Genomic DNA, 21881 nt, shown 5'->3' with positions numbered 1-21881 from the left:
TTGATGAGGCGGAGACCCGCGTCCCTGGTATTGCGGCTGACGGCCTACATTGGAACCGTCATCACAGTTATCCTGCTTACCTTTGGCTGGATCATCGAACGATCGATCAATGCTCACTTCGTCCAGCAGGACGTCGACGAGCTCCAGGCGGTTGCACAGGCGCTAGAACATACCCTCTCGACCCTCCCACCCCATTTGGAGTCAGCGGAACTGAGGACACGGTTTGCCAGTGCTGTCTCGGGCCACCATAACGCTCAATATCGCATTGCATGGGATGGCGGCACCCAGGTGTACGCAGCGCCAGGCCCCGACCTCGGACTCTTTGCCCGCACCGTCGCACCCGTTCGCAAGATCACGATCGACACCGTTAGCTTATGGCAAGAGCATGGCCAGACGCTACGTGGTGCTGTGCTGCAATTCACTTCCAATGCGCTGCCCGGATCAGGTAGGCTCACGATCGCTGTGGCCACCGATGTCGACTTTCATGTGCATTACCTCGAGAGCATGCGCAACTACCTGCGTCTCGTCACAACGGTTGCCTGTCTGATTGCCATTCTCGCTATTTGGTTCGCGGTGTACCAGGGCCATGCGCCGCTGCGGCGCATCAGCCGTGAAATGCGGAAAATCGGGTCTGATCAGCTGCAGATAAGGCTGACACCGGACGCAGTTCCCACGGAGTTGGTAGAACTTGCCACCTCCTTTAACGGGATGCTGGATCGGCTTGAAGGGGTTTTTCACCGTTTATCGGAGTTTTCGGGGGACATTGCGCACGAGCTGCGCACGCCGATCACCAACTTGAAGACCCAGACTGAAGTGGCGCTTTCTCAGGCGCGTAGCGCCGAGCAGTACCGTGAGGTCCTATATTCCAATCTGGAAGAGTACGAGCGCATGGCGAAGATGGTGGGCGATATGTTGTTTCTGGCACAGACGGACAATCATCTGCTCAAGCCTGAACTAGTGAAAATCGACCTACAAGCCGAAGTGCGTATTCTCTTCGACTATTTCGGTGCTTGGGCCGAAGAGCGCGAGGTGAGTTTGGACATTATTGGCGAGCCAGTCTGCATACTCGGAGATAGACTCATGATGCGCCGGGCATTGAGCAACCTTTTATCGAATGCGATTCGTTATGTACCAGCACAGCATCGTGTCGTCGTTACGCTCCTGGCCTCAGCTCAGGATGCCCGTGTGCGAGTGCAGAACCCGGGGCCAGCCATACCGGCCGAGCATATTGCCCACATATTCGACCGGTTCTATCGACCCGATGCTTCTCGGCGGCGTAGCGGGGAGGGTGCCGGCCTTGGCTTGGCCATCGTTAAATCAATTGTTGAAGCGCACGGTGGACATGTCAGTGCGAGCTCGACATCTGACGCAACAACGTTTGAAATTTCAATTCCGCTAGTGCCGTGCTGACTCTCTTTGCGTCGCCCTCGGTTTCAAGCTCGACCTTATGGTGAGGTCAAGCTTGAGACCGGAAGCGGCCTGCGATTGAAAGCCGCTGTATTTATTTATCGAATGTGGTCAGAGCACCGTGTTTTGAATTGACCACGAAAACGGCCAATAGCTTGGCGGGTTCGGTTTTGCTGGCGTTCTCGCTCACGACATGATGTGCCCCTGGGTTCTCATACCAGGTCTGGCCTGCTTCATAGACATGCACCGGTTCGCCTTCAACCTGGCTGCGGATCGAACCCGATACCACATAGGCCATGATGAACGCCGCTTTTGCATGCCAGTGGGGCGGCGATTTTTCCCCAGGCTTATAGTTCACCTCGACTGCAATCAGGGATTTGCCAGGGATATTCGTAATCGCGTGATTGAAGACCTCAGCCACGCCATTGGCTGCGGCGTCGGCTGCGACGGCAGACAACGGAGTAGTACCTAACGCGATTGCGAGACCAAGTGATGCGATGGCTGCATATTTTTTCGGATTCATAGTGGCTCCACTAATTTGTGCGAATTGCACGGTAATTGCGTTTTTTTGTGTATGTTGCTACTTGGCTTTCCCGAGGGCGCGATCAGTCCTGATCATCATAGGCGGGTTGCGGCGGCGTTTTCGTACCCGCATGAGGCAATGGGCTCAGAAGGTAGCGAAGACCTTGGGTGTCGGCCCTGTGCCGAGCGTATAGACGTTTAGGGGCCCAGCGGCGGTGCCTGGCATGCCGGGAGCTCCTACGGGCATCCCCGGTATGGAGAGACCTTTGACGGGGAGGTGGTCAGCCAGCATCTGCTTGATGTACTTGGCGGGCACCAGACCTTCCACCACGTACCCCTCTACCAGCGCAGTGTGACAACCCGCCAGGTTGGTCGGTATGTGGTACTCCTCCTTGATTGAAGCAAGGGCTGGCGTATTGATGGTCTCCACCGTAAATCCGTTGGCTTCAAGATGCTGGGCCCATCGATCACAACAGCCACAATTGGGGCTTTTGTACATTTTGACCGGAATGCCGGCAGCTATCGCCGAGAGCGGGAAACCCAGGGCGAGTGCAAGAATCAATGTTTTGAAGTGACGCATGGAATACTCCTGTAGAGGGGATTGCGCTAAAAGGTTCAAATCTGACTACCGGTGGCGACGATCGTCGCAGGCGCAAGGCAGATGCCTTGCGTGTTGCAGGCCTGGACGCGCACTAGCACACGGTCGCCTGGCGCATCGCCCAGGTTTTTCGCAGGGATGGCCGTGCCGTCTTCGTAGACCAGGATGTCTGTGCTTTCGATCGTGATGCCGCTGCTCTTGCCGGGTGGGTAGGTCGCTTGCGCCGCACGTTGCGAGCCGTTATGTTCGATCATGACCGTCGAGGCGATCAGGTTCTCAAGCGAGGCGGGGTTGGCGTTGACGTGCCAGTCCTTGCCGATATGCAGGGTGACGATGCCATCTTCTCCAGTCCTAGTGAGAGAGGCGGTCACATGCGTCGATGAATCCATGAAACCGCTGCTGGGTGCTGTTGCATAATCAGCAGCGGACCCGGTGGGTGGTGCAAAGATCTGGCGCCAACCGAAGAGCACGCCCACTGTTGCAAGAATGAGGCCCCCCCCTACGATTGCCGCTCTGCGTTTGCTGCTACGTTTCATTCAAGATCCTCCTGAGGTCCTACTGCTTTCAATGCCTTCACCAGACTTGCGCTCGTGAACAGGCCGGAAAAACTCTGCACTTTGTGCCCCTCTCGATCAAGCACAGCGAGAAACGGCAGACCCACGCCACCATAGGAAGCGAGCAGGTGCTCGAGCACCGGATCGGGGTGCGTCAGGTCTGCCTGGAACGCAACGACACCCGAGCGGGCAACAGCCCGAACTACAGTGCTGTCCTGGTAGGTGGTTTTCTCGAGCACCTTGCAATTGATACACCACTGCGCCGTGAATTCCACGATGGCAGGGCGCCCGAGCGTGGGCAGTGCGGAAACATCGGCTGCCCGTAGCGGTTGCCAGGCGATTCTGTGACCGGGGGACTTCTCGGGGCCTGCCCCGGCGTAGGCGGAGGCCAGGGCGATGACGCTCACGAATAGCGCCACCGCGCGTGAGCCGCGATCTGCTGCACGCCAGAAGCGGTAGGCCGCCCAGGCGAGCACCCCTGCGAACAAGGCAGTCCAGAGAGGCGCCACCCACGAAGCTGGGAGGACGCTTTGAAGGTAGAAAAGCGCCGCTGCGAGCAGCAGCCACCCGAAGCTCTGGCGGATGGCTTCCGTCCAGGCGCCGGCATGGGGCAGGCGTTTAAGGAGCCCGGGGCGAAGGAGCAGCACGACGTAGGGGAGTGCGAGCCCGAGGCCGATCGACACGAAGAGGGCAACGATGTGGGCCGTTGGCTGGGCGAGCGCAAACACCAGGACGCCGCCCAAGAGAGGACCCGTGCAGGGCGTCGAAAGTAGCGCTGAAATGAGGCCGGAGAAAAAGGGTTCAAGGAATTTCCCCCCGCGTAAAGTGGCGACGGCGTTTGGGACAGGCAGGCCGCGCCCGAGGAAGTTCATCGCGGCAAACGCCGTCAACACAGTACCGAGAACAATCAGCAGGGCGCGCGATTGAAACAGCACTCCCCATTGCCACTGCAACAGCGCGGTGGCGGTACCGAGTGCGGCGAAGAACAGCACCGATCCCGCCGTAAAGAGCGCGGCGGATGCGATGCGCACCTTCAGGCGGTCACCTGTGGCATTCAGGACTGCGCGGACTTTCAGCGGGACGGCAGGCAGCACGCAGGGCGTCAGATTCAAGAGTAGCCCTGCGCCTATGGCGAGCAGAATTTGGGTGAAAAGCCAGGAAGACATTTCAGAACCTCACGCGGGCGTTTGCGCCGGCTGAACCTCGTAATCGCGCATGAGGCCCATGGCCGCGTGCTCCAGCATGTGGCACTGGTAGGCATAGCTTCCGGTGAAGTCTGCAAAACGCATGAGGAGCTTCACGCGCTCGTTGGGCATCAGGAGCACGGTGTCTTCCCAGCCGTCATCGACGCACCCTTCGACCACGCCCGCACCTTGCGGGCTGTTGCGCCGCTCCAGCACCTGGAACTGCAGGCCGTGCAGGTGAATGGCGTGCGCCATCATCATGTTGTTGACGAACTCCCAGACCTCGGTCGTGCCGAGTTTCACCATTTCGTCGGGTGCGACCTCGTTCATCTGGAAGCTGCGGCCATTGAAGCCCCACCGCATGTGGCCCATGGTGACCCGGAAGGTCCGGGGGTTGTCACGGTTCACCGCATCTTCGGCCCGCAGCCGTGTGAGTGTGGAAAGGTGCTGCGGCAGCCCGAGTATTTCGTCTGCCTTTTGTGTCACAGCAACCTTGAGAATCGCAAAGCGTGCGCCATCGGCCAAGGATGAGCCACTCATCATGCGGCTCATCATTTGCCCCATCATGCCGCCACCCATCATGTCGTTGCCCATCGTGCTTTCCATCATGCCCGCCATGCCATCGAAGGCGAGGCTCATGAGTGTGAGCTGTGTGCCCACCGCGTCCTTGCTGAAGTCCGCCCACAACTCGATGCGCTGGCCGGGGGTGAGCATTACATAGTCTTTCTGTACGGGGCGTTCAAGCAGGCCGCCACCGGTGGCGATCACCGTCAGCGGCCGGCCGTCTTCCCAGCCAAGCTTGTAGGTGCGGGCGTTCGAAGCGTTGAGCACGCGCAGGCGGTAGGCGTGCGTGGCGACTTTGAGCGTAGCATCGGGCTGGCCATTGACCAGGATAGTGTCGCCAAAGAACCCCATCATGCGGGTCATCATGCCGCTCATGCCGCCCGACATCATGCCCTGGCCACCCATCATTCCTTCCATCATGCCGCCACCCATCATGCCATCGCGCGTCCCGTCCCCTGACATCATGCCCGAACCGCCCATCATGCCCTGGTCACCCATCATGCCGCTCCCCATTCCAGACGCCTGGGGTGAGGAGTCGTGCGTGGGTGCAGCCTCGGGGCCCGTACCAGGCAGGTAGTGCAGGTGGTTGTTGTCTCCAAAAGTGCGGTCTTGGATGACGAGCGACAAGTCGTATTCACCGCGGGGCAACGCCAGAGCCTGTTCTTCATCGTCCGTCACGAGCAGGAGCCCGGCAAGTCCGAAGTACACCTGCTCGGGCGTGTGGCCGGCGGCCATCGCGTGATACCAGTAGGTGCCTGCGCGGTCGCGCACCTCGAATTCATAGCGGTAGCGCGCGCTTGGCTTCACTTCGTAGCGCGGCAGCCCCATCATGTCGGCTGGCACATGCAGCCCGTGCCAGTTGACGATGCTGGGCTGGTCGGTGTGGTTCACGAAGTCGACGCGCAGCTTCTGGCCGCGTCGCACGCGCAGGGTGGGCCCGAGGTACCCGCCGGGGGATGCATGCACGCTTGCCGGGTCGCCTTTTACCACGCGCGCCTGGTAGGTCCACACGGGCGTTGCGGGCCCCGAGCGCAGTGCAACGCTTTGAGGGCTGGCCGTCAACTCCAGCGCAACGTCGGGCTCGAAGGCTTTGCCCCCTTCTTTCGTGAGGGACGTGGCTTGGACCAGCGGCAAGCCGGTGAAGAGTGCCGCAGCGCTTGTGCCGGCATAACCCAGGAAGGTGCGGCGGTTGATGAAGTGATGTGTTGCCATGATGACCTCTGTATCGATGCCTGTCGCTGCTGGGCGGTACGGGGAGTTCGGGCGTACCGGCCGTTTGCAGTGCCTATTTCTTGAACAGATATTTGATGAGTACGGCGATCAAAAGGACGAGGAGGACCAGCACCAGCAACCCGCCGATACCCATCAACCCCATCATGCCTCCGCACGTCACGCTGCTGCCCATCATCGATTCGCTCCGGGTTCGGCCAGGGCAGTTGGAGTTTTCATGGGCGCATGATCCTGCTCCAAAGCTCGCGCCGGTGAGAATTCTATTTGCGGTGCCTGGAGTGCAGTTTGATCGGGGCTGGCGGGCTCAGCCGTCCGCTCCGGCTGAGTGCCGGCGCACGATGCGCCGTTCGAGTCCGTGTGCTTCATCATCTTCATGCACAGGCCCATCATGAGTGCGCAGGGCAGCACTGCGAGAAGTGTGGAGAGCGCTCCAAGGGTTGCCAGTCGGTCCCAGCCTGCTGTCAGGCCGACCGCCACAAGGGCGCCAGATGCGGCACCCAGCCAAAACTTGTGGCGAACTGCCCAATCGTTGAAGGCAAATCGTTGGGGTGTGTCGAAGATAGTTGTCGAAGATGTTTTCATCATGTGTTCCTCTTGTGATCTGGATATCCAGGAGTGGCTGGCGAAACAAGCCCTCAGGATCAATTCCCTAGTTGCAGCCCACGCGTGGACGGGCGCAGCCGGTTAAGCGGCACGCGTGCGGCAGGGGGGTAGACCATGAGTGACCGCTTGCCGATTAGGTGTCGCGGCGGATTGTCAGATCAGGAAACGACAGTCGCGGATAGACAGCGGCGGCGAGATGGCCCTGAACAGGCCAGGGGAAGGCCGCATCAATGGCGTTGAGGCGAAGGTGTCAGAAGAAGCGGGAAGAAGGTCGGTACGCTGCGAGCTTGCAGCGTGCAGGGAGGCCTTGAGTTTGTGAACAAGGGGCACGTTGCTGCTGACACACGCCTGTGCTATGCACAGGTTCGGATGTGCCGCATCCATGTGCATGCAGTCCGCGTACCCCGTCTGCACACTGGTTGTGGACCCAACGTCACCCATGAGCGTCTGCGAACACCCGTACGCCGCCGAAGCCAACTGCATGAACAGCAGGCTCAACATTGCCACCAAGGCAACGAGGAGGCGTTTCGTAAAAATTGTTCTCATAAGCATGAAGGCAAGCCCTTTGGAGTCGAGTTCGTACAGGCAAGCCATCCTGACTCCAACCCTGTTACTTTAAACCTTTCCATTGTGGAAAGGTCAACAAGCACCTGCGAGTCCTGCGCTCGTCCCGGCGGCTGTCACTCTTCCGTCAGCGCGTCGATAATCGGACACTTGGCTCCGCCATCTCCGGTGTCGCACTGCCGTACCAGGTCGCCCAGCACTCGCCGCATGGCGGCGAGGTCCGCTATCTTTTGCTCGATCGACGCGAGCTTGTGAGCGGCAAGTGCGCGCGTGTCGTGGCAAACGCAGGCTGCGTCCAGCGCGAGCAGTGTGCCAATCTCCGATAGCGTGAACCCCAGCACCTGCGCCCGTCTGATGAAACGCACCCGCCTGGCCTGTTCAGCCGGGTAACGCCGCTGGCCGCCGGGTGGTTTTGGAGGTGCGTCCAGCAGGCCGCGCCGCTGGTAGTAGCGGATCGTCTCCACGTTCACCCCGGCCGCTTTTGCCAGCTTGCCGATTGTCAGTGCCGCCATCATCCGTTTCTCCCTCGCTTGACCTCGTACCGAGGTACGGGATTTAGAGTAGCACTCAGGTACCCATCCACAGTACAGAGGAAGTGATTTCATCATGAGCGAAGTAATTCTCGAATCTGTCCTCACCTGTCCGCATTGCGGCCATCGCCAGCGGGAAACCATGCCGACCGATGCATGCCTCTTCTTCTACCAGTGCAGTCGGTGCGAGGCGTTGCTGCGGCCCAAGCCGGGCGACTGCTGTGTATTTTGCTCTTGGGGGGATGTACCTTGTCCGTCCATCCAGGCTGTCCGAGAGTAGGCACTGGTCTCACACTACCTCATTTGGGACTTGTTACACCGCCTTCTCTTGACTTTGGAGTTAGCTCAAAGGTCCATCATTGAGCCGTTACAGCCTAGAACGTCGGCGGCCCGCCTGCCGATTGGGCCAAAAGAATTGGCAGTTGGGCTGCGTCGCGTACAGGCTTCGGGTGTTATCGAAGACGCCCAGCAATCAGTGAGGTACCGTCATGAATCTCGCAACGACCGTTGAATCCCCCCCGCGCTTCTGGAGCGAGGAGCCGTCCAATCTACCCGGCCGGCGGCGCATCCGCGCGCGCATCGGTGGGCTGCACTGCTCGCTGTGCACCGGCACAATCGAAAAGGCGCTGGGCAAGCGACCGGGCGTCGAAAAGGTCGCGGTCAGCCTGACCCATGAACAGGCGTTGATCGAGTACGACCCTGGCGTGGCACGCGCTGAGGACTTGCTCCAGACGCTGAAGGATATCGGCTATACGGTCTCCGATCCGCGCAAGTTGCGTCCATATGATGAAGAAGAGCGTGCGCTGGTGCGCGAGCGCGGGCGCTTCCTGACCGCCCTGGTGGCCAGCGTTGCCTCAATGGGCCTGGTTGGCTACCCGGTCGATAGCGCGTGGTTCCCACTGTGTGTGTTTTCTCTCGTGAGCTTAGTGGCCTTTGCCTTCGTCGTGTTGCGCGGCTATGGACCGAAACGGGCGATGGCCGGCACGAGTCTGCTCGCCGTGTTCGCCGTTGGTATCTATTATTTCAAACTGCGGGGCACGTTCGGCGTCACGGTTCCGTGGCTCACCGGCACGCTCGCGTTGGTGCTCGTCTTCGGGGTGGGCCAACACATTGTGCGCATGGCCGCCATGGCGCTGCGGCGCGGCATCCTCAACCAGCACGTGCTGGTTGAGTTCGGGGCATTCGCGGGGCTGGCCGGAGGGGCGATCGGTTTGGTATTGCACCCCGCCGGGTATCCGACGGAAGCGTTTTTCGCGGTGACCGTAATGGTGCTCAGCTATCACATCTTTTCCGAGTGGTTATCGTTGATCGTCAAGACGCGCAGTTCTCAGGCGGTCAAAAAGCTTCTGGACCTTGAGCCTGATGTTGCCTATCTCGTCAAGGACGGCCTGGAACAAGAGGTGCCGCTCGAACAGGTACGCGTCGGCGACCTGGTGCGCATCCGCCCGGGAGGGCGTGTGCCGATCGACGGACAGGTTGAGTCGGGCGGATCGGACGTGGATGAATCACTGGTAACTGGCGAGCCGCTACCCGTCGAGAAGCGCGCCGGAGACCGGGTGGTGAGTGGCGCGCTGAACGGCCACGGCACACTGCTGGTGCGCGTCAGTGTGGTGGGCGAAGAAAGTTTTCTCAGGCAGGTGGTACGCAGTGTCGAAGACGCCCGCGCCCTCAAACCGGGCTTGCTGCATCTCGTGGACCGCGTATTGCGCGTGTACACACCGATCGTGCTGTTCACCGCGGCTGGCGCGGCGCTCTTCTGGCTACTTGGCCCGCTTCTCGTCGGGTCTTCCCCCGATCTGAGGCGGGCGGTGTTTGCCGGTCTGAGCGTGCTGGTCATGGGCTATCCCTGCGCCGTGGGCATTTCGGCACCGCTGTCCATTGTCCGCGGCGCGGGCGAAGCGGCCGAGCGCGGCGTACTGATGCGCACCGGTGAAGCGTTTCAAGCCTTGCGGCGCGTGAACCGTGTGGTGTTTGACAAGACCGGCACGCTGACCGAGGGCCGCCCCGCCTTGCGCGAGATCATCGCGGTGGCGTGTGCTGAAGAGGACTTGCTTGCATTTGCGGGAGCCGTCGAAGCCTTCTCCGAGCACCCGCTCGCGCGGGCCGTGGTGGAAGAAGCGTTTAAACGCCATATCGTGCTGCCCGAGGTGGAAGGGTTCGAGGCCGTCGCGGGTCACGGCGTTCGGGCACGCCTCGGGGAGACGAGGTTGATGGTCGGCAGCCCGGTGTTTCTCGCAGCTGAAGGTGTGGAGCTCGCGGCCCACACTCCACACATCGATGAACTCGAAGCGAGCGGACTGACAGTCATCGGTCTTGCGCGGGACGGCGTGCTGCTCGGCCTGCTGGCGCTTGGCGACGCGCTGCGGCCCGACGCCGCGGAATACCGTGCGCCGCCTGCACGCGCTGGGCATCCGCACCAGCTTGATCACCGGCGATAACCAGCAGGCGGCCCGTCATTTTGCCCGTGCCGCCGGCATCGAAGAAGTGCATGCGCGCGTGCTGCCCGCCGGAAAAGCCGACTTGATCCGGCAACTGCAGCAGGGTGCACGCGTGGCCATGGTCGGTGACGGCATCAACGATGCGCCGGCTCTGATGCAAGCTGACGTCGGCATCGCCTTCGGCAGTGGTGCCGACATTGCGATCGAATCAGCCGACGTGATCGTCCTGAACCAGCGGCTCGGTGCTGTACTGGAGGCCTATGCGGTCAGCCGCAACAGCTACCGGAAGATTGTGCAGAACGTCTCGCTTGCCTTCCTGTTCAATGGCATCGGAATTCCGGCGGCCGCCACGGGCCTGATTTATCCGATATGGGGCATGGTTGCTATGGCCGCGAGCGTGACGGCAATTTTCATCAACTCCCTGTGGGGCCGCGGCGACTATTTCTTCGAGGCGATCCGGGCGGTCGGGCGCGTACCTCAAATGCCATCCAGAGCGACCGCGTCGTGAGAGAAAGACGTGCCTTCTTGGCCTGTTTCCGGTTCAGGATTCTCCTCGATCAACAACCAAGTCATTCATGAAAGGTCTTAGCCATGTTCAAGTCCGTCACATTCGAAGTCATCGGCGATCAACGCCTCAACTGTGAGAAATGCGAACAGCGCGTCGCGCGACTGCTCACACCTGTGCAGGGTGTGCGGCAGGTCCGCGCACAGGCGCTCGACCAACGTATCGAGGTGCTGTTTGACACGGCAACGGTAGAACCGGCTGCACTCGCGGAATGCCTGGGTGAAGCCGGTTACGAGACCAAGATCGTCAGTTGAACCTCCGGTCCGCGCAGTTGAGACGGGCCGGATAGCGCCGCGAACCGGCTGGAACCCTAAGCCAAACACTCATCGGAGGAGAGTTCGTGCAATCACCAAACAAGCCAAGCCAAGGACACCGCGCTGGCGTCGGCAAGGCACCTCAAAACGAAAATCGTGCGCCAGGGCGTAGGCACCAGACCGACTCGCTCGATGAGGTGGCTCGGGACCGTACCTGGTTGACGATCGGGAAGCTCGCGAAACTTGCAGAGGTCAGCACCGACACGCTCCGCTTCTACGAGGATGAAAGCCTATTGATACCAGCAAAAAAGACGGAAGCGGGCTATCGACTGTATGGCGACGACGCGGTGCGCCGGCTGGACTTCATCAAACACGCCCAGCACTGCGGCATGACGCTGTCGGAAATACGCCAGTTACTTGAGCTCAGGGCCGATAACAGCTCGTGCTGCAGCGATGTACGCAGCCTGGCGATCCGAAAGAAATTGCAGCTCGAACACAAGATTAGGACGATGCAAGCGATGTCGCAGGCGTTGGGCGAACTGATTGATGTCTGTAAGGCCGAGGACCAGCCGTTGGATGACTGTCCCATTCTGGCAGCGCTGGAGTCCAGCATCGCAAAGCAAAATCATGACTCATACTAAATTCGAACTACTGCCGTGGCCTTCCTACAGAGACGCAGGGCGGGCTGCAGGAACCAGATCACAGCGCATTAAGTCAGACCGTCCTCTGTCCGGTGGCGGCGCTCAGCCGCGCGGCCGGTAGCCGCAAGTCCATCTCCACGGCGCAGGCAGCCATTGCCCTGATTTCGCCGCCTAAAACGCCGACTGTATCACTGCATCCCTTCCTGCAAGGGGTGCGCTTCGCCGGGTACTCACCCGGTCCCTTCGTTTCTCTTCGTTCTCCTTCGGGCTGCGGCTTGCGTGCCCGCCCCTTTCCGGTCGTCCCTTCGTGATCCAGCGCGGCAAGGCGACGAACTCACGGCAACGGTGGCACTCCGGGCCAGATGTAGGTCTGCGGACACCGCAAAACCTACGAAAGGCTCGGAATCTTCGGCCCCGGTAGCCGGTTAACCCCGAAAGGAGAAAGCACCCATGAACACGAACAGCACCGCCGCGCTGAGCTATGACAACATGAACGACGCACACCCCCTGTATGTGCGCAGCCCCAGCGGGCGCTATAAGCCTGCCACCGACAGCCAGATTCTGGCGGCAGGCCGCGAAGCCGCCGTCAGCCTGATTTCCATCGACAATGCACTGGGTAACCCCCAGCGGGTGAGGTCATTCTTTCAGTCCAAGCTGGCCGGGCTGGGGCACGAATGCGCCGCGTTTCTGTATCTGGATGCGCAGCTGCGGCCTATCCGCTACATCGAACAGGCCATGGGGACGCTGAGCCAGGCGAACATCTACCCGCGCGAGATCGTGAAGACATCGCTACGGTTGAACGCCGCCGCGCTCTTCATGGCACATAACCACCCATCGGGGATCGCAGAACCCAGCGCTGCCGACATCCACCTGACACGGCAACTGAAACAGGCGCTGGCCCTGATCGACGTTCGGATACTGGACCATATCGTGGTGAGTGCGACAGAGACCACGTCGCTGGCCGAACGCGGGCAAGTGTAGGAGGAACCAGGGCAGGGCGGGGGATCCGCCCCGCCTGGCAGCAGGCGGGGACGTGAGCATGATCGGCCGATCATGAAGCGGGATTGGCCGGCCCCTGCCGTGCGCCTGGGGTCGCATGGCAGGGGCCGGAGGAACAGCGCAACCCTGCAAGCAACAAGGCCGACCGGGCCAAGGGAGCCCCGGTCGGCCTTGTCCTCTGGTGCCGCTGGCAAGGGCCACTGCGGGAATGCGGGCCATGGCCCAGTCAGAGCCCCGAGGATGCGGGGCTAGGGGCGCTCGCCGCGCAGCTGCCGTGTGGGGTCATCGCCTGGATCGGGCCGTCATCTCGTCTTCCGTGATTTCCTCCGCCTGAAACGCCGACGTGTACCACTTTCGCTTCTCGCTGCAAGGGGTGCGCGCTGCCAGGTACTCACCCGGTCCCTGCGCCTGCGGCTACGCGCTGCGGCTTGCGTGCCTGCCCCTTTCCGTTCGGCGCTGCGTGGTCCAGATCGGCACGGCGACGGAACTCACTGAAGACGGCGGCAAGACCGGAAAACCAGCGTCAACCCCACACGGCGGATTGACGTTCCGGCTCAAGAATCTTCGGGTCCGGTCAGCTGAAAAAGCAGTTCAACCCTTGTTTTGGAGATCAGACCATGAACACCTATGAAGCCAAGCAGGCAGCGCGCAAGGCCCGCTATGAAGAACGCGCCGAGCAGGCACATGCACAATCCGATGCGGTTGCATCCCAGGCCAGCCGCATGGCGGACGTCATCCCCATGGGCCAGCCCATCCTGGTGGGGCACCATTCGGAACGATCCGGCCGCCGGTACCGCGAACGCATCAACCGAGGCTTTGAAAAGTCCTTCGAGCTGCAGAAGAAGGCCGAACACTACGCCAGCAAGGCCGCATCGGTGGGCAAAGGCGGGATTTCCAGCGACGACCCGGCCGCCACCGAGAAACTGCAGGCAAAGCTGGCCAGCCTGCAGGCCATTCAGGAAACCATGAAGGCGATCAATGCTATCTTGCGCCGCCATGCCAAGGCGGGGGCCGATGTGCAGGTGGCCACCCTGGTGGAATCTGGCCTGACCTACGCAGAACGCGCCCGGGAGCTCGTGACTCCGGACTATATGAACCGCATCGGCTTTGCCCCGTTCCAGCTGCAGAACAACAACGCCAATATCCACCGCATCATGGCCCGCATCAAGGAATTGCAGCGTGCCGCCGAGCGCACCGAAACTGAGCAGACGGGGGACGGCTACACCTACCGCGAGGATCCACAGGAAAACCGCGCCATGTTCCTGTTTGATGGCAAACCAGCCAAGGACACCCGCGACGTGCTGAAGCGTTGTGGCTTTCGCTGGAGCCCGACACGCAGCGCCTGGGTGCGCCAGCTGACTGGCAATGCCCAATGGGCCGCCAAGGACGTGATCCGCCACCTGGACGCACTGAACCAGGCCTGACCGATTTATCTGCCCTGGGTCGGATTCTCCGGCCTGGGCATCTGTATTTGGAACCCTGACAGTTATTTCGTTGCAGGCACGGAGAGCTTGATATCCCAGTGACCGTGCTCCAAATCGACGCCGGTCACGATGCCAAGCTTTGTGGCATCGACGGTGTGATCGAGGATTTCGTTTAGCGCCTCGCGTGGCATGGAACTAAGCCGCTGCCTGATGGTCACAAACAGTTCATTCCACACGGAGATTGGCCCATGAAATGCCCTGTATGTCTGGACACGGATCTCGCCATGTCCTCGCGTCAGAACATCGAAATCGACTACTGCCCAAAGTGTCGCGGCGTCTGGCTGGATCGCGGAGAGCTCGACAAATTGATCGAACGCAGCACCCAAGAGGCCGCCCAGGCACAAGCGCCGGTACCTCAGTCACGACCACAGCAACATCATGATGACTCACGCCGGTACGATAGCCGACGCAAGCACAAGTCATTCTGGCACGAGATTTTCGACTGATTCGTTTATAATTTCGCCGCAACAAGGGGAGTAGCTTACTTCCGTGGCGTCGTCAGTACGGTCACCTGCCGCGTGCAGGAACCCGGCGCCCGGGCAGCAACGTGCTGCAAGCAAGACCTTGCCTGTCAGGGCAAGGCACGTCTACTTTCTGCGACTGGCCTGGCCCCACGGGGTTCAGGCCTTTTGTTTTTGTGCGCCAAGGCGCCAAAAGCGCATCATCTGGCCGGAGGCTCCAGGCGAAGACAGGTTCCGAACCACCTGCATCCGGAGAAACGAATGCTCGAATTCCTTCAAACGCTCAGCTGGGCCGCCGTCTTTCAGATCATCATGATCGACATCCTGCTCGGGGGCGATAACGCCGTCGTCATCGCGCTGGCCTGCCGTAACCTGCAACCGAAGCAGCGCCTGCAAGGCATCATCTGGGGGACGGCGGGCGCGATTGGCCTGCGCGTTGTGCTCATTGCTTTTGCGCTGACGCTCCTCACCATCCCTTTCCTGAAGGTAGCAGGTGCTTTGCTGCTGCTCTGGATCGGCGTGAAGCTGATGCTTCCCGACTCGGAGGAACACAGCAAGGTCGCAGGTGGCGCGTCGATCCTGGCCGCTGTGAAGACCATCCTCATTGCCGACGTGGTGATGAGCCTGGATAACGTCATTGCGATTGCAGGTGCTGCACAGAATGCACATGCGGATCACCAGATCGGGCTGGTAGTCTTCGGCCTGCTCGCAAGCGTCCCCATCATCGTCTGGGGCAGCACCCTGGTGCTCAGGCTCATCGATCGCTTTCCCCTGGTTGTCACCTTCGGTGCCGCGCTGCTGGGCTGGATCGCGGGCGGCATGCTGGTGACCGATGTGGTCGTCGTGAAGTGGCTGGGCGAGGTCGGCTTGCCCGTGAAGCTTGCTGCCGAAGTCGTGGGCGCTTTGCTGGTGGTGGGATTCGGCCTCTACCTGAAGGGTCGCCGGGGTACTTTGATCGAGGGCTGAACCCTTGATGTGTGCAGGGCCTTGCATCGTGGCTTGCCTGATGTGGGTGCCTGGCCCCGTTCCCAGGCTTTGCCTGGGGCCCTGTGCTGTGACGCTGCCTGCCCGGTTTCCGGTCAGGCTGGGCCGTTCCGTCCCCAAAGTCGCTGCGCTCCTTTGTGGCCTTAAACGTCCCACACACGACGCACCCCTTGCGGGGTGGGGAAAAGCTTTGTGGATCAATGGTTTGCTGGAAACGTGCCGGCCTTGGTGATGTAGGACAGATAGAGCACTGGAATGGCGCAAGCCATTGATCCAGCGGGGACAACGGCGGCCACGACTGTGGCCGAATGGTGCGTAGACATTCCGATAAGGGCAAACAATTTCATTTTGGAGGCACGTTGGATGCGCTACGGATACAGGCAAGATACAGTCGTGAGACATTGGGGTGGCGGGCGTAGGGCAAGCCGGTGACGTGCCCCATACAGTTTGAAGCCGTTTAGCAGGCGCCCACTCTGCAGCTTTACTGCAGAGTGGGCGTCAACTGATCTCCATTGAGGATTCTGCCCGCCGTTCCGGTACCACATCGGGTCGGTGCAGGTGTGGTGCTGGGCTTTCGACGTGCGCCTGGGTCAGGTCATGCGCCAGCCCCTTGATCCCCAGCCGATCCACCCGTTCCGGCAGCTTGTCGGCATCATCCGTGAACACCACGACCTCATGGCGCTCGCGCGAGATGCTGACGTAGTAGGTATCCTGGGCCGTGGTACGGCTGAAACTTTCCGCGTTGTACAGTACCCGGTCGCAGGTCAGGCCCTGGGCGCTGTGCGCCGTGGTAGTGTAGGCGTAGTCCAGGTGCAGCGACTGGTCAGTCGGCAGGGTGATGCTTCTGTTGCCAGTTTCGATGGTGACGGTGCTGGCCTCGATGCCGACAACCCGCGCCAGCTGGCCGTTGACCAGGTCATGCTGGGCATCGTTGCGGGTGATGCGCACTTGGTCGCCCACGGATAGCTCGGATTCGTTCAGGTGATAGACCGAGAGCTTGCCCATGGTGCGGGGGATGAGTTCAATGGGTACCGGCCCTGGCGAACCTGTGTTCACCGCCTGCACCGTGATGCGATCATGGTGGGGGATGCCAGTCACCCGATACAGTTCCCCGCGCTTCAGGCCGCATTGGTAGTCACGTTCCGGTACGACGATATCGCCCACGGTGTAATACCGGGCGACACTGCGTTCGGCCCGTGTGGTGTCGTGGCGCGACAGCAGCTGGCAGCGTTGGCCCTGGCCCTCTAGGCCGCGCAGGGCGTGGATGCGGGCATTGATCGCCTGGCGGGAGGTGTTGGTACCAGTCACGACGATGGTGCTGGCCTGCTGATCGGCAGGCAGCTTCACATAGGCCTGGGCGATGGCCTCATACCGGGCCGAGCTGTCGCGGGTCTTCTGACCGTGTTCATCGACAGCGAATTGATCCGGGATCGTCAGCACCCGATCCAGCAAGGGCAGGGACCGACTGGCCTGGCCACTGGCGGCCAGCTGCACGGCCTGGCGCAGCCGCTCGGAACGCTGACGCTGGATGTCGCCCATGAGTACGGTCTTCATGCCGTGTTCCTGCAGCATGGCAAAGGCGCGGCCCGCCTCGATGGCTTTGGTCTGGGCCGTGTCGCCCAGCAGCACCACCTTCGCGCCGGTGGGCTGGATGAGCGCCAGGAGCCTGTCCATCTGGCGCACGGGCACGACCCCGGCTTCGTCGATTACCACCACGGTCTGTGGGCCCAGCTGGCTGGTGAAGGCCCGCTTGTCGCGGGCGGCCAGTACCGAGGCCACGGTATTGGCGGGCACGCCATCCTTGCGCAGATTGCGAACCATGCCGCCATAGGGGGCGAGCGCCACCAGGCTGTGGCCCTTCTGCTGCAGGATGGTCTGGGCGTTTTGCAGCGCGAAAGACTTGCCGGTCCCGGCTAAGCCCTGGATGCCGCTGATCTGGTCGGTGTCGCTGGCAATCAGCATCACGGCTTCGCGCTGGCCTGGGGTCAGGCGCTCATCCAGCCCAGCCTCGGCCATGGCGCTGGTGATGGGAGCCTGCCAGGCACGGCGGCCGTTTGCTTCGGCCGCCAGAATGCGGGATTCTGCCTCATAGGCCTTGCGTGTGGCGTAGCGGGGGCTTTCCATCAAGAGCCGCCCTTGGGTGATCGCCTGATCGACCAGCTGCAAGGCTGCATCCTGCGAGGCCCCGCGCAGGCGAACGACTTCGGCCGCCCAACCGTCGCGGGTCATGGGTGTGGCTTTCATGTCCTGGGTGCTGCAATAGTGTGGGGCTTCCTGGATCAGTGTCCCTGCCTGTACCCGGGCCTGAATGGCCGACTGGATGGTGGTGACGTCCGTATGACCGCCCGCGTGGCGCACGGCACTTTGCAGCAGATCGGCCAAGGGCACGACGGATTCGCGCTCGGCCAGGTGCTGGATTGCCCATGACAGCGATGCCTGGGCTACCAGATTGGAGGCATTGCTGGCTTCCTGCTGTGGCTGCACGCTTGTCTGCAGGCCAGCCTGGTCAAACCGCATGCCGATGGCTTGAGCCGACGCCTGCCACTCATGTTGCAGCTCGGCCCGGCTGTAGGCCTGGGTCTTCTGCTGCCGGTGGGCGAGGGTGATACCCTGGCGAAGGGCGTGCGGAGCCTGGTCGCGGCTGGTACCGCGTGCTGTGAGCTCTGCCGTGATCCCTGCGCTGCGCTTGCTGAAGAATTCAATCTGCTCCCGGCTGATATGGGCAAGCTCGATATGGTTTTTCTCGTGGCGCACGGCATAGCCCAGCGCCCGGACATTGCGCTCCAGCGTCGCCTGATAGATGGAGTCGGTGACCCGCAGCAGCTGGAAGATCTGTTCATTGGATAACGCCACCCACTGGCCGTCGGCCCGCTGCGTCAGGTTCATGAGCAACGCGTGGACGTGCAGATGCGGGTCCGGTGCCGCGTCTTCCGTAGGCCGGGCTGTTTCGTGGCGAAACTTGGCGATGATGAGATTGCCCGTGTGCTCCACCCGTGACTTACCGCTTTCCTTCCTGCGGCCCATGGCCAAGTGCTGTTCGACGTAGGCCAGGGCCGTGGCCACGGCGTCATCGTTCGCCTGGATCAGGCGCTCGTCGCCGCCGATCAGCGCCTGCAGCGTGATGCTTTTGGGCGCACCAAAGGTCAGATCCAGCGCGGCGCGGGCCTTGGCATCCTTGCGCACGGATTGACTGGCTGTGATGCCATGGCCAAAATCACCTTGCAGCATGGCTTTGAAGCGGACGGGGTCGATGGCACCGACTGCGCCCAGGCGCCGGGCACCATCGCCTTGCCAGGTGGCGGCACTGCCGTCGCGGCTGTAGTAATCGTCGGCCTGGTCGGCATAGTAGTGGGTCGCAAGGGCCGCACGGGCCCGATAGATCTGGCTGTGCGAGATCATGGGTGCTCCGGGAAGTGGGGGTGGTAAAAGATCAGCCAGCAGGCGCGAAAGGCGCGCCGGTGCTGGCTGTTGGGGAAAATGGCAGGGGGATTACACAGGGTTTTCCACAGGAAATGTGGACGGATGATGGCGGCCCTTAGCGGATGTTTTTCAAGTGCTATTCTGGGTTATCAACGATGCGTAGGGATAACCAACTGGCCCTGAGTATCGAAGGCGAACTCCCGTAGTTTCTCGTCAGTTAGAATTCTCACTGGCGCACCTGTTTCATCAAGCACTACAAGCCGATAAGTGCTGTTGTCAGTGATTTCGAACGATTCCGTATGGCTTGCATATGGAATTTCATATTCAAGCCCACAGATGGAGGCGAGAATTCCATTGGCCCTGATGTAATGGCCGGGCAACCAGTAACAACCTCGACTCACTTCATCTTCCCCAATGTTGCCGTAGCCGCCCGACGTGAGTTCAAAAATCGAGGTGATTTTGCCTCCGTTTGAGTCGAAGAAATCTTCAAGAACCTCAGAGATTTCAGCCGTTTTCTTATCGTCCGAAATGAGCGAAAGTAAGCTAGCACGTCCTTGTGCTGACCAATGAACTGTCCAGATTGCTTTGTGTAGCTCTGCAATGTGATATGTGCCTGTAACGCGAATAGTCTTGACAAAGCCTTGTTCGTCAAGATGCGTGCTCTCTCTGAGGCCCCTAAGAAGGATTTCCTTGCCGTTCATGGCCTTAGCCGCCTGGGCATACTGTCGCGCAGGTTTCGTATAATCTGTAGCGGACCAGAAGACCCCTTTGTCCACACTCGGAAGGTCTAAGAGCGCGCCTGCAAGCTTTTGTAAATCGGGGCGGCCGACCTTCCCTCCACGGTCTGAGTAGTCCTTCGCTTCACCCATCGTTTTTTTCTCTGCGCATTGGTGAAGGACATCTATCTGATAGCGACTACCGGAGTGCGCACCCCTGAGAGACGTATCGTGTGTGATACTGCCATCCTCTGTAGTAACGTAAGTAGCGATTGCCGCTAGGCGTTCAAAAGCAGCCCCCGCTTTTGTTGGTACCGATCCGAAAACTGCCTGGTAAAGTTCATCAATTGGCGAAGCCATTTTTCACTCTGCGGTAGGGACACGTTGCTTGAATGTTATCAAGTAACTCCAATGATTGCGGATAGCTGCTCTGTGTGATTCTGTGGCCAGATCGCCTTTTTGGCCTATTGCTGTCATTTTCCATCCTGGAATGACATAGCGACCTCGCCAAACTGCTGAATCGGCATCCTCACCCTCGCCACCGACAAATCCCCAGCCAGTGCCACATACCCCTCCAGCACCGGCAGTGCCTGGATCTGCGCCGCCGTCACCACGTCCTCAACCGTCCGATCCATGTTATCCGACGTGTTCCGATGATCCACGCTGCGGCTGACGCTGTATTTTGGCCGCTCGACCTCGTGTTTGCCAAGGCTTTCGCTCATGTCGCGGGCGGTCTGCGGGTCGGTACGGGATCCGCCCAACACGACCAGGTTGCGGAAACTCGCCCGGATGGTGGTGGCCATCGTCCTGCCGTACAGGTGTTCCAGCTGGGATGTGCTTTGCAGGCCAGCCACGATGCGCAGCCCATTTTTGCGGCCTTTGGTGAGCCCCGCTTCCAGTGACGGCAGCGCCTCCAGGCTGGCCAGCTCGTCGATGAAAAGCCACCAGCGCCTGTCGGTGCCTTCGGGCATAGACAGAATCGACGTGATGAAGACATCAGCCCAGGAGGACACGAGGGGCCGCATGGAGCTCATCATGTCTTCGCGCCAGTTGATGTACAGATTCCCGCCGTCCGGCCTGTCCAGCCAGTCACGGATGGAGAAGGGGCCAGGTTTCATGCTGGTGTGTTCCGACAGCTTGTTGGACAGCACAAACCGGGCCGACGAGAGGGCCTTGCTGGCTTCGCTGGAGCCGACAAACAGGGATTCTGCCAGGGTGCCGTCCAGGAATTGCTTCAGCACCTTCGGGTCCTCGATGGTGCACAGCCGGAACAGATCCATGATGTTGGCCTCAGGGCCTTGCAGCTGGTGCAGCTTCTTTGCGGTTTCGCGCAGCAGCAGCCGCCCGAAATCATTCCATTCCTCGGCGTTCTTGTCCTGGCTCATGGGCACTAGAGAATGCGCCAGGCGCTTCCAGTCGTAGTCGGCACGGACTTCGTTGAAGAAGGACCAGCCCTCACTTCTGGCATCGTAGGGGTTGAGGATCACGTCGCCGGGTTGCCAGAATTTACTCAGCAGATCGCCGTTCGGGTCGATGACGATCATGCGGTCGTTGTGCATGGATGGTTGGCCGGGCAAGTGGTGCTGATGACTGCGGGATCGTGCCAGCACAGACGCCGCCATATTGCGCAGCAGCACCGATTTGCCGGACCCCGTGGCGCCGCTCACCAGTAGATGCAGGTTTTCGTTTGCAGTAGGCATGGGGATGCCTGCCACGTCGATCTGCTGTTTGCCAGGTTCTGTGCAGAGCTTTGCCAGATGTTTGGCCGTAGTCATCCGGGTGCCGCGCACGAAATGCTTGTAGGCGGCCCCCTCGAAGCCTTCCGTTTTCGCAGTGCGGCCGATAAAGAGGATCAAGGCCAGGGCCAGCACCAGGCCCACGCCCAGCGCCCCGTAGAGCAGGGGATAGCCGGGGGTGAGTTTCACGAAATGCCAGGCCATCTGGCGATTCCAGTCGCGCCAGGCGATGCCGCTGCCATAGGTGGCTGCCGTCATCCAGGCCCCGATGGGAAAGAGCGCCAGGGAGAAGGCGGCAATGCGCCGCCGAGTGATGGGGGAGATCAGGGTAGACAAAAGGCATGTCCTTAATTTAGAAGTTTGTTGGAATGCGTTTTTTCACTTTTTTATGCGTAAACATGCTTGACAACAAGTTTTGGTCTGATAG

At 60.7% G+C, this 21881-nt stretch carries 23 protein-coding genes; 10 read left to right on the top strand and 13 right to left on the bottom strand.

The features are described from left to right. The first annotated feature begins 3 nt into the window (after window positions 1-3). A complete protein-coding gene (locus CCA01S_RS01805) occupies window positions 4-1410 on the top strand; it encodes a Cu(+)/Ag(+) sensor histidine kinase (RefSeq protein ID WP_066453215.1) in 1407 nt (468 codons plus the stop codon). A gap of 91 nt (window positions 1411-1501) precedes the next feature. Here CCA01S_RS01805 and CCA01S_RS01800 read toward each other — a convergent pair whose 3' ends face one another. The 9 genes from CCA01S_RS01800 to merR form a co-directional block, all read right to left on the bottom strand. Further along, on the bottom strand, window positions 1502-1930 hold the full coding sequence (locus CCA01S_RS01800; RefSeq protein ID WP_066453212.1) for a cupin domain-containing protein: 429 nt from the start codon (window positions 1928-1930) through the stop codon (window positions 1502-1504). A 144-nt stretch (window positions 1931-2074) separates the two neighbouring features. After that, the gene (locus CCA01S_RS01795; protein ID WP_066453210.1) at window positions 2075-2509 is read right to left on the bottom strand and encodes a DUF411 domain-containing protein; all 435 of its coding nucleotides are present in this window, start codon (window positions 2507-2509) and stop codon (window positions 2075-2077) included. A 35-nt stretch (window positions 2510-2544) separates the two neighbouring features. Continuing rightward, window positions 2545-3063 carry a protein-disulfide reductase DsbD family protein gene (locus CCA01S_RS01790; RefSeq protein WP_146030597.1) on the bottom strand — a complete coding sequence of 173 codons (519 nt, stop codon included), beginning with the start codon at window positions 3061-3063 and terminating at the stop codon, window positions 2545-2547. Next, window positions 3060-4247: a protein-disulfide reductase DsbD family protein gene (locus CCA01S_RS01785; RefSeq protein WP_066453204.1), complete on the bottom strand. Its 1188-nt coding sequence runs from the start codon at window positions 4245-4247 to the stop codon at window positions 3060-3062. Before CCA01S_RS01785 ends, CCA01S_RS01790 begins: the two co-directional genes overlap by 4 nt. Window positions 4248-4256: 9 nt before the next feature. Further along, the gene (locus CCA01S_RS01780; RefSeq protein ID WP_066453201.1) at window positions 4257-6041 is read right to left on the bottom strand and encodes a multicopper oxidase family protein; all 1785 of its coding nucleotides are present in this window, start codon (window positions 6039-6041) and stop codon (window positions 4257-4259) included. 73 nt (window positions 6042-6114) lie between these two features. After that, entirely contained in the window at window positions 6115-6237 is a 123-nt protein-coding gene (locus CCA01S_RS16180; protein ID WP_258005631.1) for an archaellin/type IV pilin N-terminal domain-containing protein, read from the bottom strand. After that, the gene (locus CCA01S_RS15570; protein WP_146030598.1) at window positions 6234-6644 is read right to left on the bottom strand and encodes a hypothetical protein; all 411 of its coding nucleotides are present in this window, start codon (window positions 6642-6644) and stop codon (window positions 6234-6236) included. The genes CCA01S_RS16180 and CCA01S_RS15570 overlap by 4 nt, the downstream gene beginning before the upstream one ends. A gap of 171 nt (window positions 6645-6815) precedes the next feature. After that, window positions 6816-7256 carry a hypothetical protein gene (locus tag CCA01S_RS01775; RefSeq protein WP_066453199.1) on the bottom strand — a complete coding sequence of 147 codons (441 nt, stop codon included), beginning with the start codon at window positions 7254-7256 and terminating at the stop codon, window positions 6816-6818. An 86-nt stretch (window positions 7257-7342) separates the two neighbouring features. Continuing rightward, window positions 7343-7741: a mercury resistance transcriptional regulator MerR gene (gene merR / locus CCA01S_RS01770; RefSeq protein WP_066453196.1), complete on the bottom strand. Its 399-nt coding sequence runs from the start codon at window positions 7739-7741 to the stop codon at window positions 7343-7345. 91 nt (window positions 7742-7832) lie between these two features. Here merR and CCA01S_RS15950 point away from each other — a divergent pair, with 91 nt between their 5' ends. The 7 genes from CCA01S_RS15950 to CCA01S_RS01745 all read left to right on the top strand — a co-directional run bounded on the left by CCA01S_RS15950 (window position 7833) and on the right by CCA01S_RS01745 (window position 14077). Then, on the top strand, window positions 7833-8036 hold the full coding sequence (locus tag CCA01S_RS15950) for a GDCCVxC domain-containing (seleno)protein (protein ID WP_084386329.1): 204 nt from the start codon (window positions 7833-7835) through the stop codon (window positions 8034-8036). 208 nt (window positions 8037-8244) lie between these two features. Beyond that, window positions 8245-10194 (top strand): heavy metal translocating P-type ATPase, encoded by a 1950-nt coding sequence (locus CCA01S_RS01765; RefSeq protein ID WP_232304943.1) that lies wholly within the window; start codon window positions 8245-8247, stop codon window positions 10192-10194. Then, window positions 10142-10702: an HAD-IC family P-type ATPase gene (locus CCA01S_RS15945; RefSeq protein ID WP_232304942.1), complete on the top strand. Its 561-nt coding sequence runs from the start codon at window positions 10142-10144 to the stop codon at window positions 10700-10702. Before CCA01S_RS01765 ends, CCA01S_RS15945 begins: the two co-directional genes overlap by 53 nt. Before the next feature lie 83 nt (window positions 10703-10785). Further along, the gene (locus CCA01S_RS01760; RefSeq protein ID WP_066453193.1) at window positions 10786-11013 is read left to right on the top strand and encodes a heavy-metal-associated domain-containing protein; all 228 of its coding nucleotides are present in this window, start codon (window positions 10786-10788) and stop codon (window positions 11011-11013) included. Window positions 11014-11099: 86 nt separating this feature from the next. Next, window positions 11100-11654, top strand: a complete 555-nt coding sequence (locus CCA01S_RS01755; RefSeq protein ID WP_232304941.1) for a heavy metal-responsive transcriptional regulator — start codon at window positions 11100-11102, stop codon at window positions 11652-11654. A 450-nt stretch (window positions 11655-12104) separates the two neighbouring features. Beyond that, window positions 12105-12635 carry a JAB domain-containing protein gene (locus CCA01S_RS01750; RefSeq protein ID WP_066453183.1) on the top strand — a complete coding sequence of 177 codons (531 nt, stop codon included), beginning with the start codon at window positions 12105-12107 and terminating at the stop codon, window positions 12633-12635. A gap of 635 nt (window positions 12636-13270) precedes the next feature. Next, window positions 13271-14077, top strand: a complete 807-nt coding sequence (locus CCA01S_RS01745; RefSeq protein ID WP_066453180.1) for a DUF3560 domain-containing protein — start codon at window positions 13271-13273, stop codon at window positions 14075-14077. A 62-nt stretch (window positions 14078-14139) separates the two neighbouring features. On the opposite strand, the gene CCA01S_RS15940 is transcribed toward CCA01S_RS01745, so the two are convergent. Continuing rightward, window positions 14140-14463, bottom strand: a complete 324-nt coding sequence (locus CCA01S_RS15940; RefSeq protein ID WP_232304954.1) for a hypothetical protein — start codon at window positions 14461-14463, stop codon at window positions 14140-14142. Between CCA01S_RS15940 and CCA01S_RS15150 the strand changes: the two genes are divergently transcribed. Continuing rightward, window positions 14362-14583: a TFIIB-type zinc ribbon-containing protein gene (locus CCA01S_RS15150; RefSeq protein ID WP_232304940.1), complete on the top strand. Its 222-nt coding sequence runs from the start codon at window positions 14362-14364 to the stop codon at window positions 14581-14583. The two genes, CCA01S_RS15940 and CCA01S_RS15150, sit on opposite strands and share 102 nt — an antisense overlap. 276 nt (window positions 14584-14859) lie before the next feature. Beyond that, on the top strand, window positions 14860-15564 hold the full coding sequence (locus tag CCA01S_RS01735; protein ID WP_066453175.1) for a TerC family protein: 705 nt from the start codon (window positions 14860-14862) through the stop codon (window positions 15562-15564). Between the two features lie 516 nt (window positions 15565-16080). Here the strand turns inward: CCA01S_RS01735 and mobF are convergent. From mobF to CCA01S_RS01720, 3 genes are all read right to left on the bottom strand, one after another. Then, window positions 16081-18981, bottom strand: coding sequence for a MobF family relaxase (gene mobF, locus CCA01S_RS01730; protein WP_084386325.1), 2901 nt, complete (start codon window positions 18979-18981; stop codon window positions 16081-16083). A 170-nt stretch (window positions 18982-19151) separates the two neighbouring features. Continuing rightward, window positions 19152-20078: a restriction endonuclease gene (locus CCA01S_RS01725; RefSeq protein WP_084386323.1), complete on the bottom strand. Its 927-nt coding sequence runs from the start codon at window positions 20076-20078 to the stop codon at window positions 19152-19154. A gap of 113 nt (window positions 20079-20191) precedes the next feature. Then, entirely contained in the window at window positions 20192-21790 is a 1599-nt protein-coding gene (locus CCA01S_RS01720) for a type IV secretion system DNA-binding domain-containing protein (protein ID WP_066453169.1), read from the bottom strand. Window positions 21791-21881 lie beyond the last annotated feature (91 nt).

This window comes from Castellaniella caeni NBRC 101664 (genome assembly GCF_001592225.1).
Classification (GTDB): domain Bacteria; phylum Pseudomonadota; class Gammaproteobacteria; order Burkholderiales; family Burkholderiaceae_B; genus Castellaniella; species Castellaniella caeni.
Note: the sequence above shows the minus strand (reverse complement) of the source record. Positions and strands in the feature narration are given on the sequence as shown.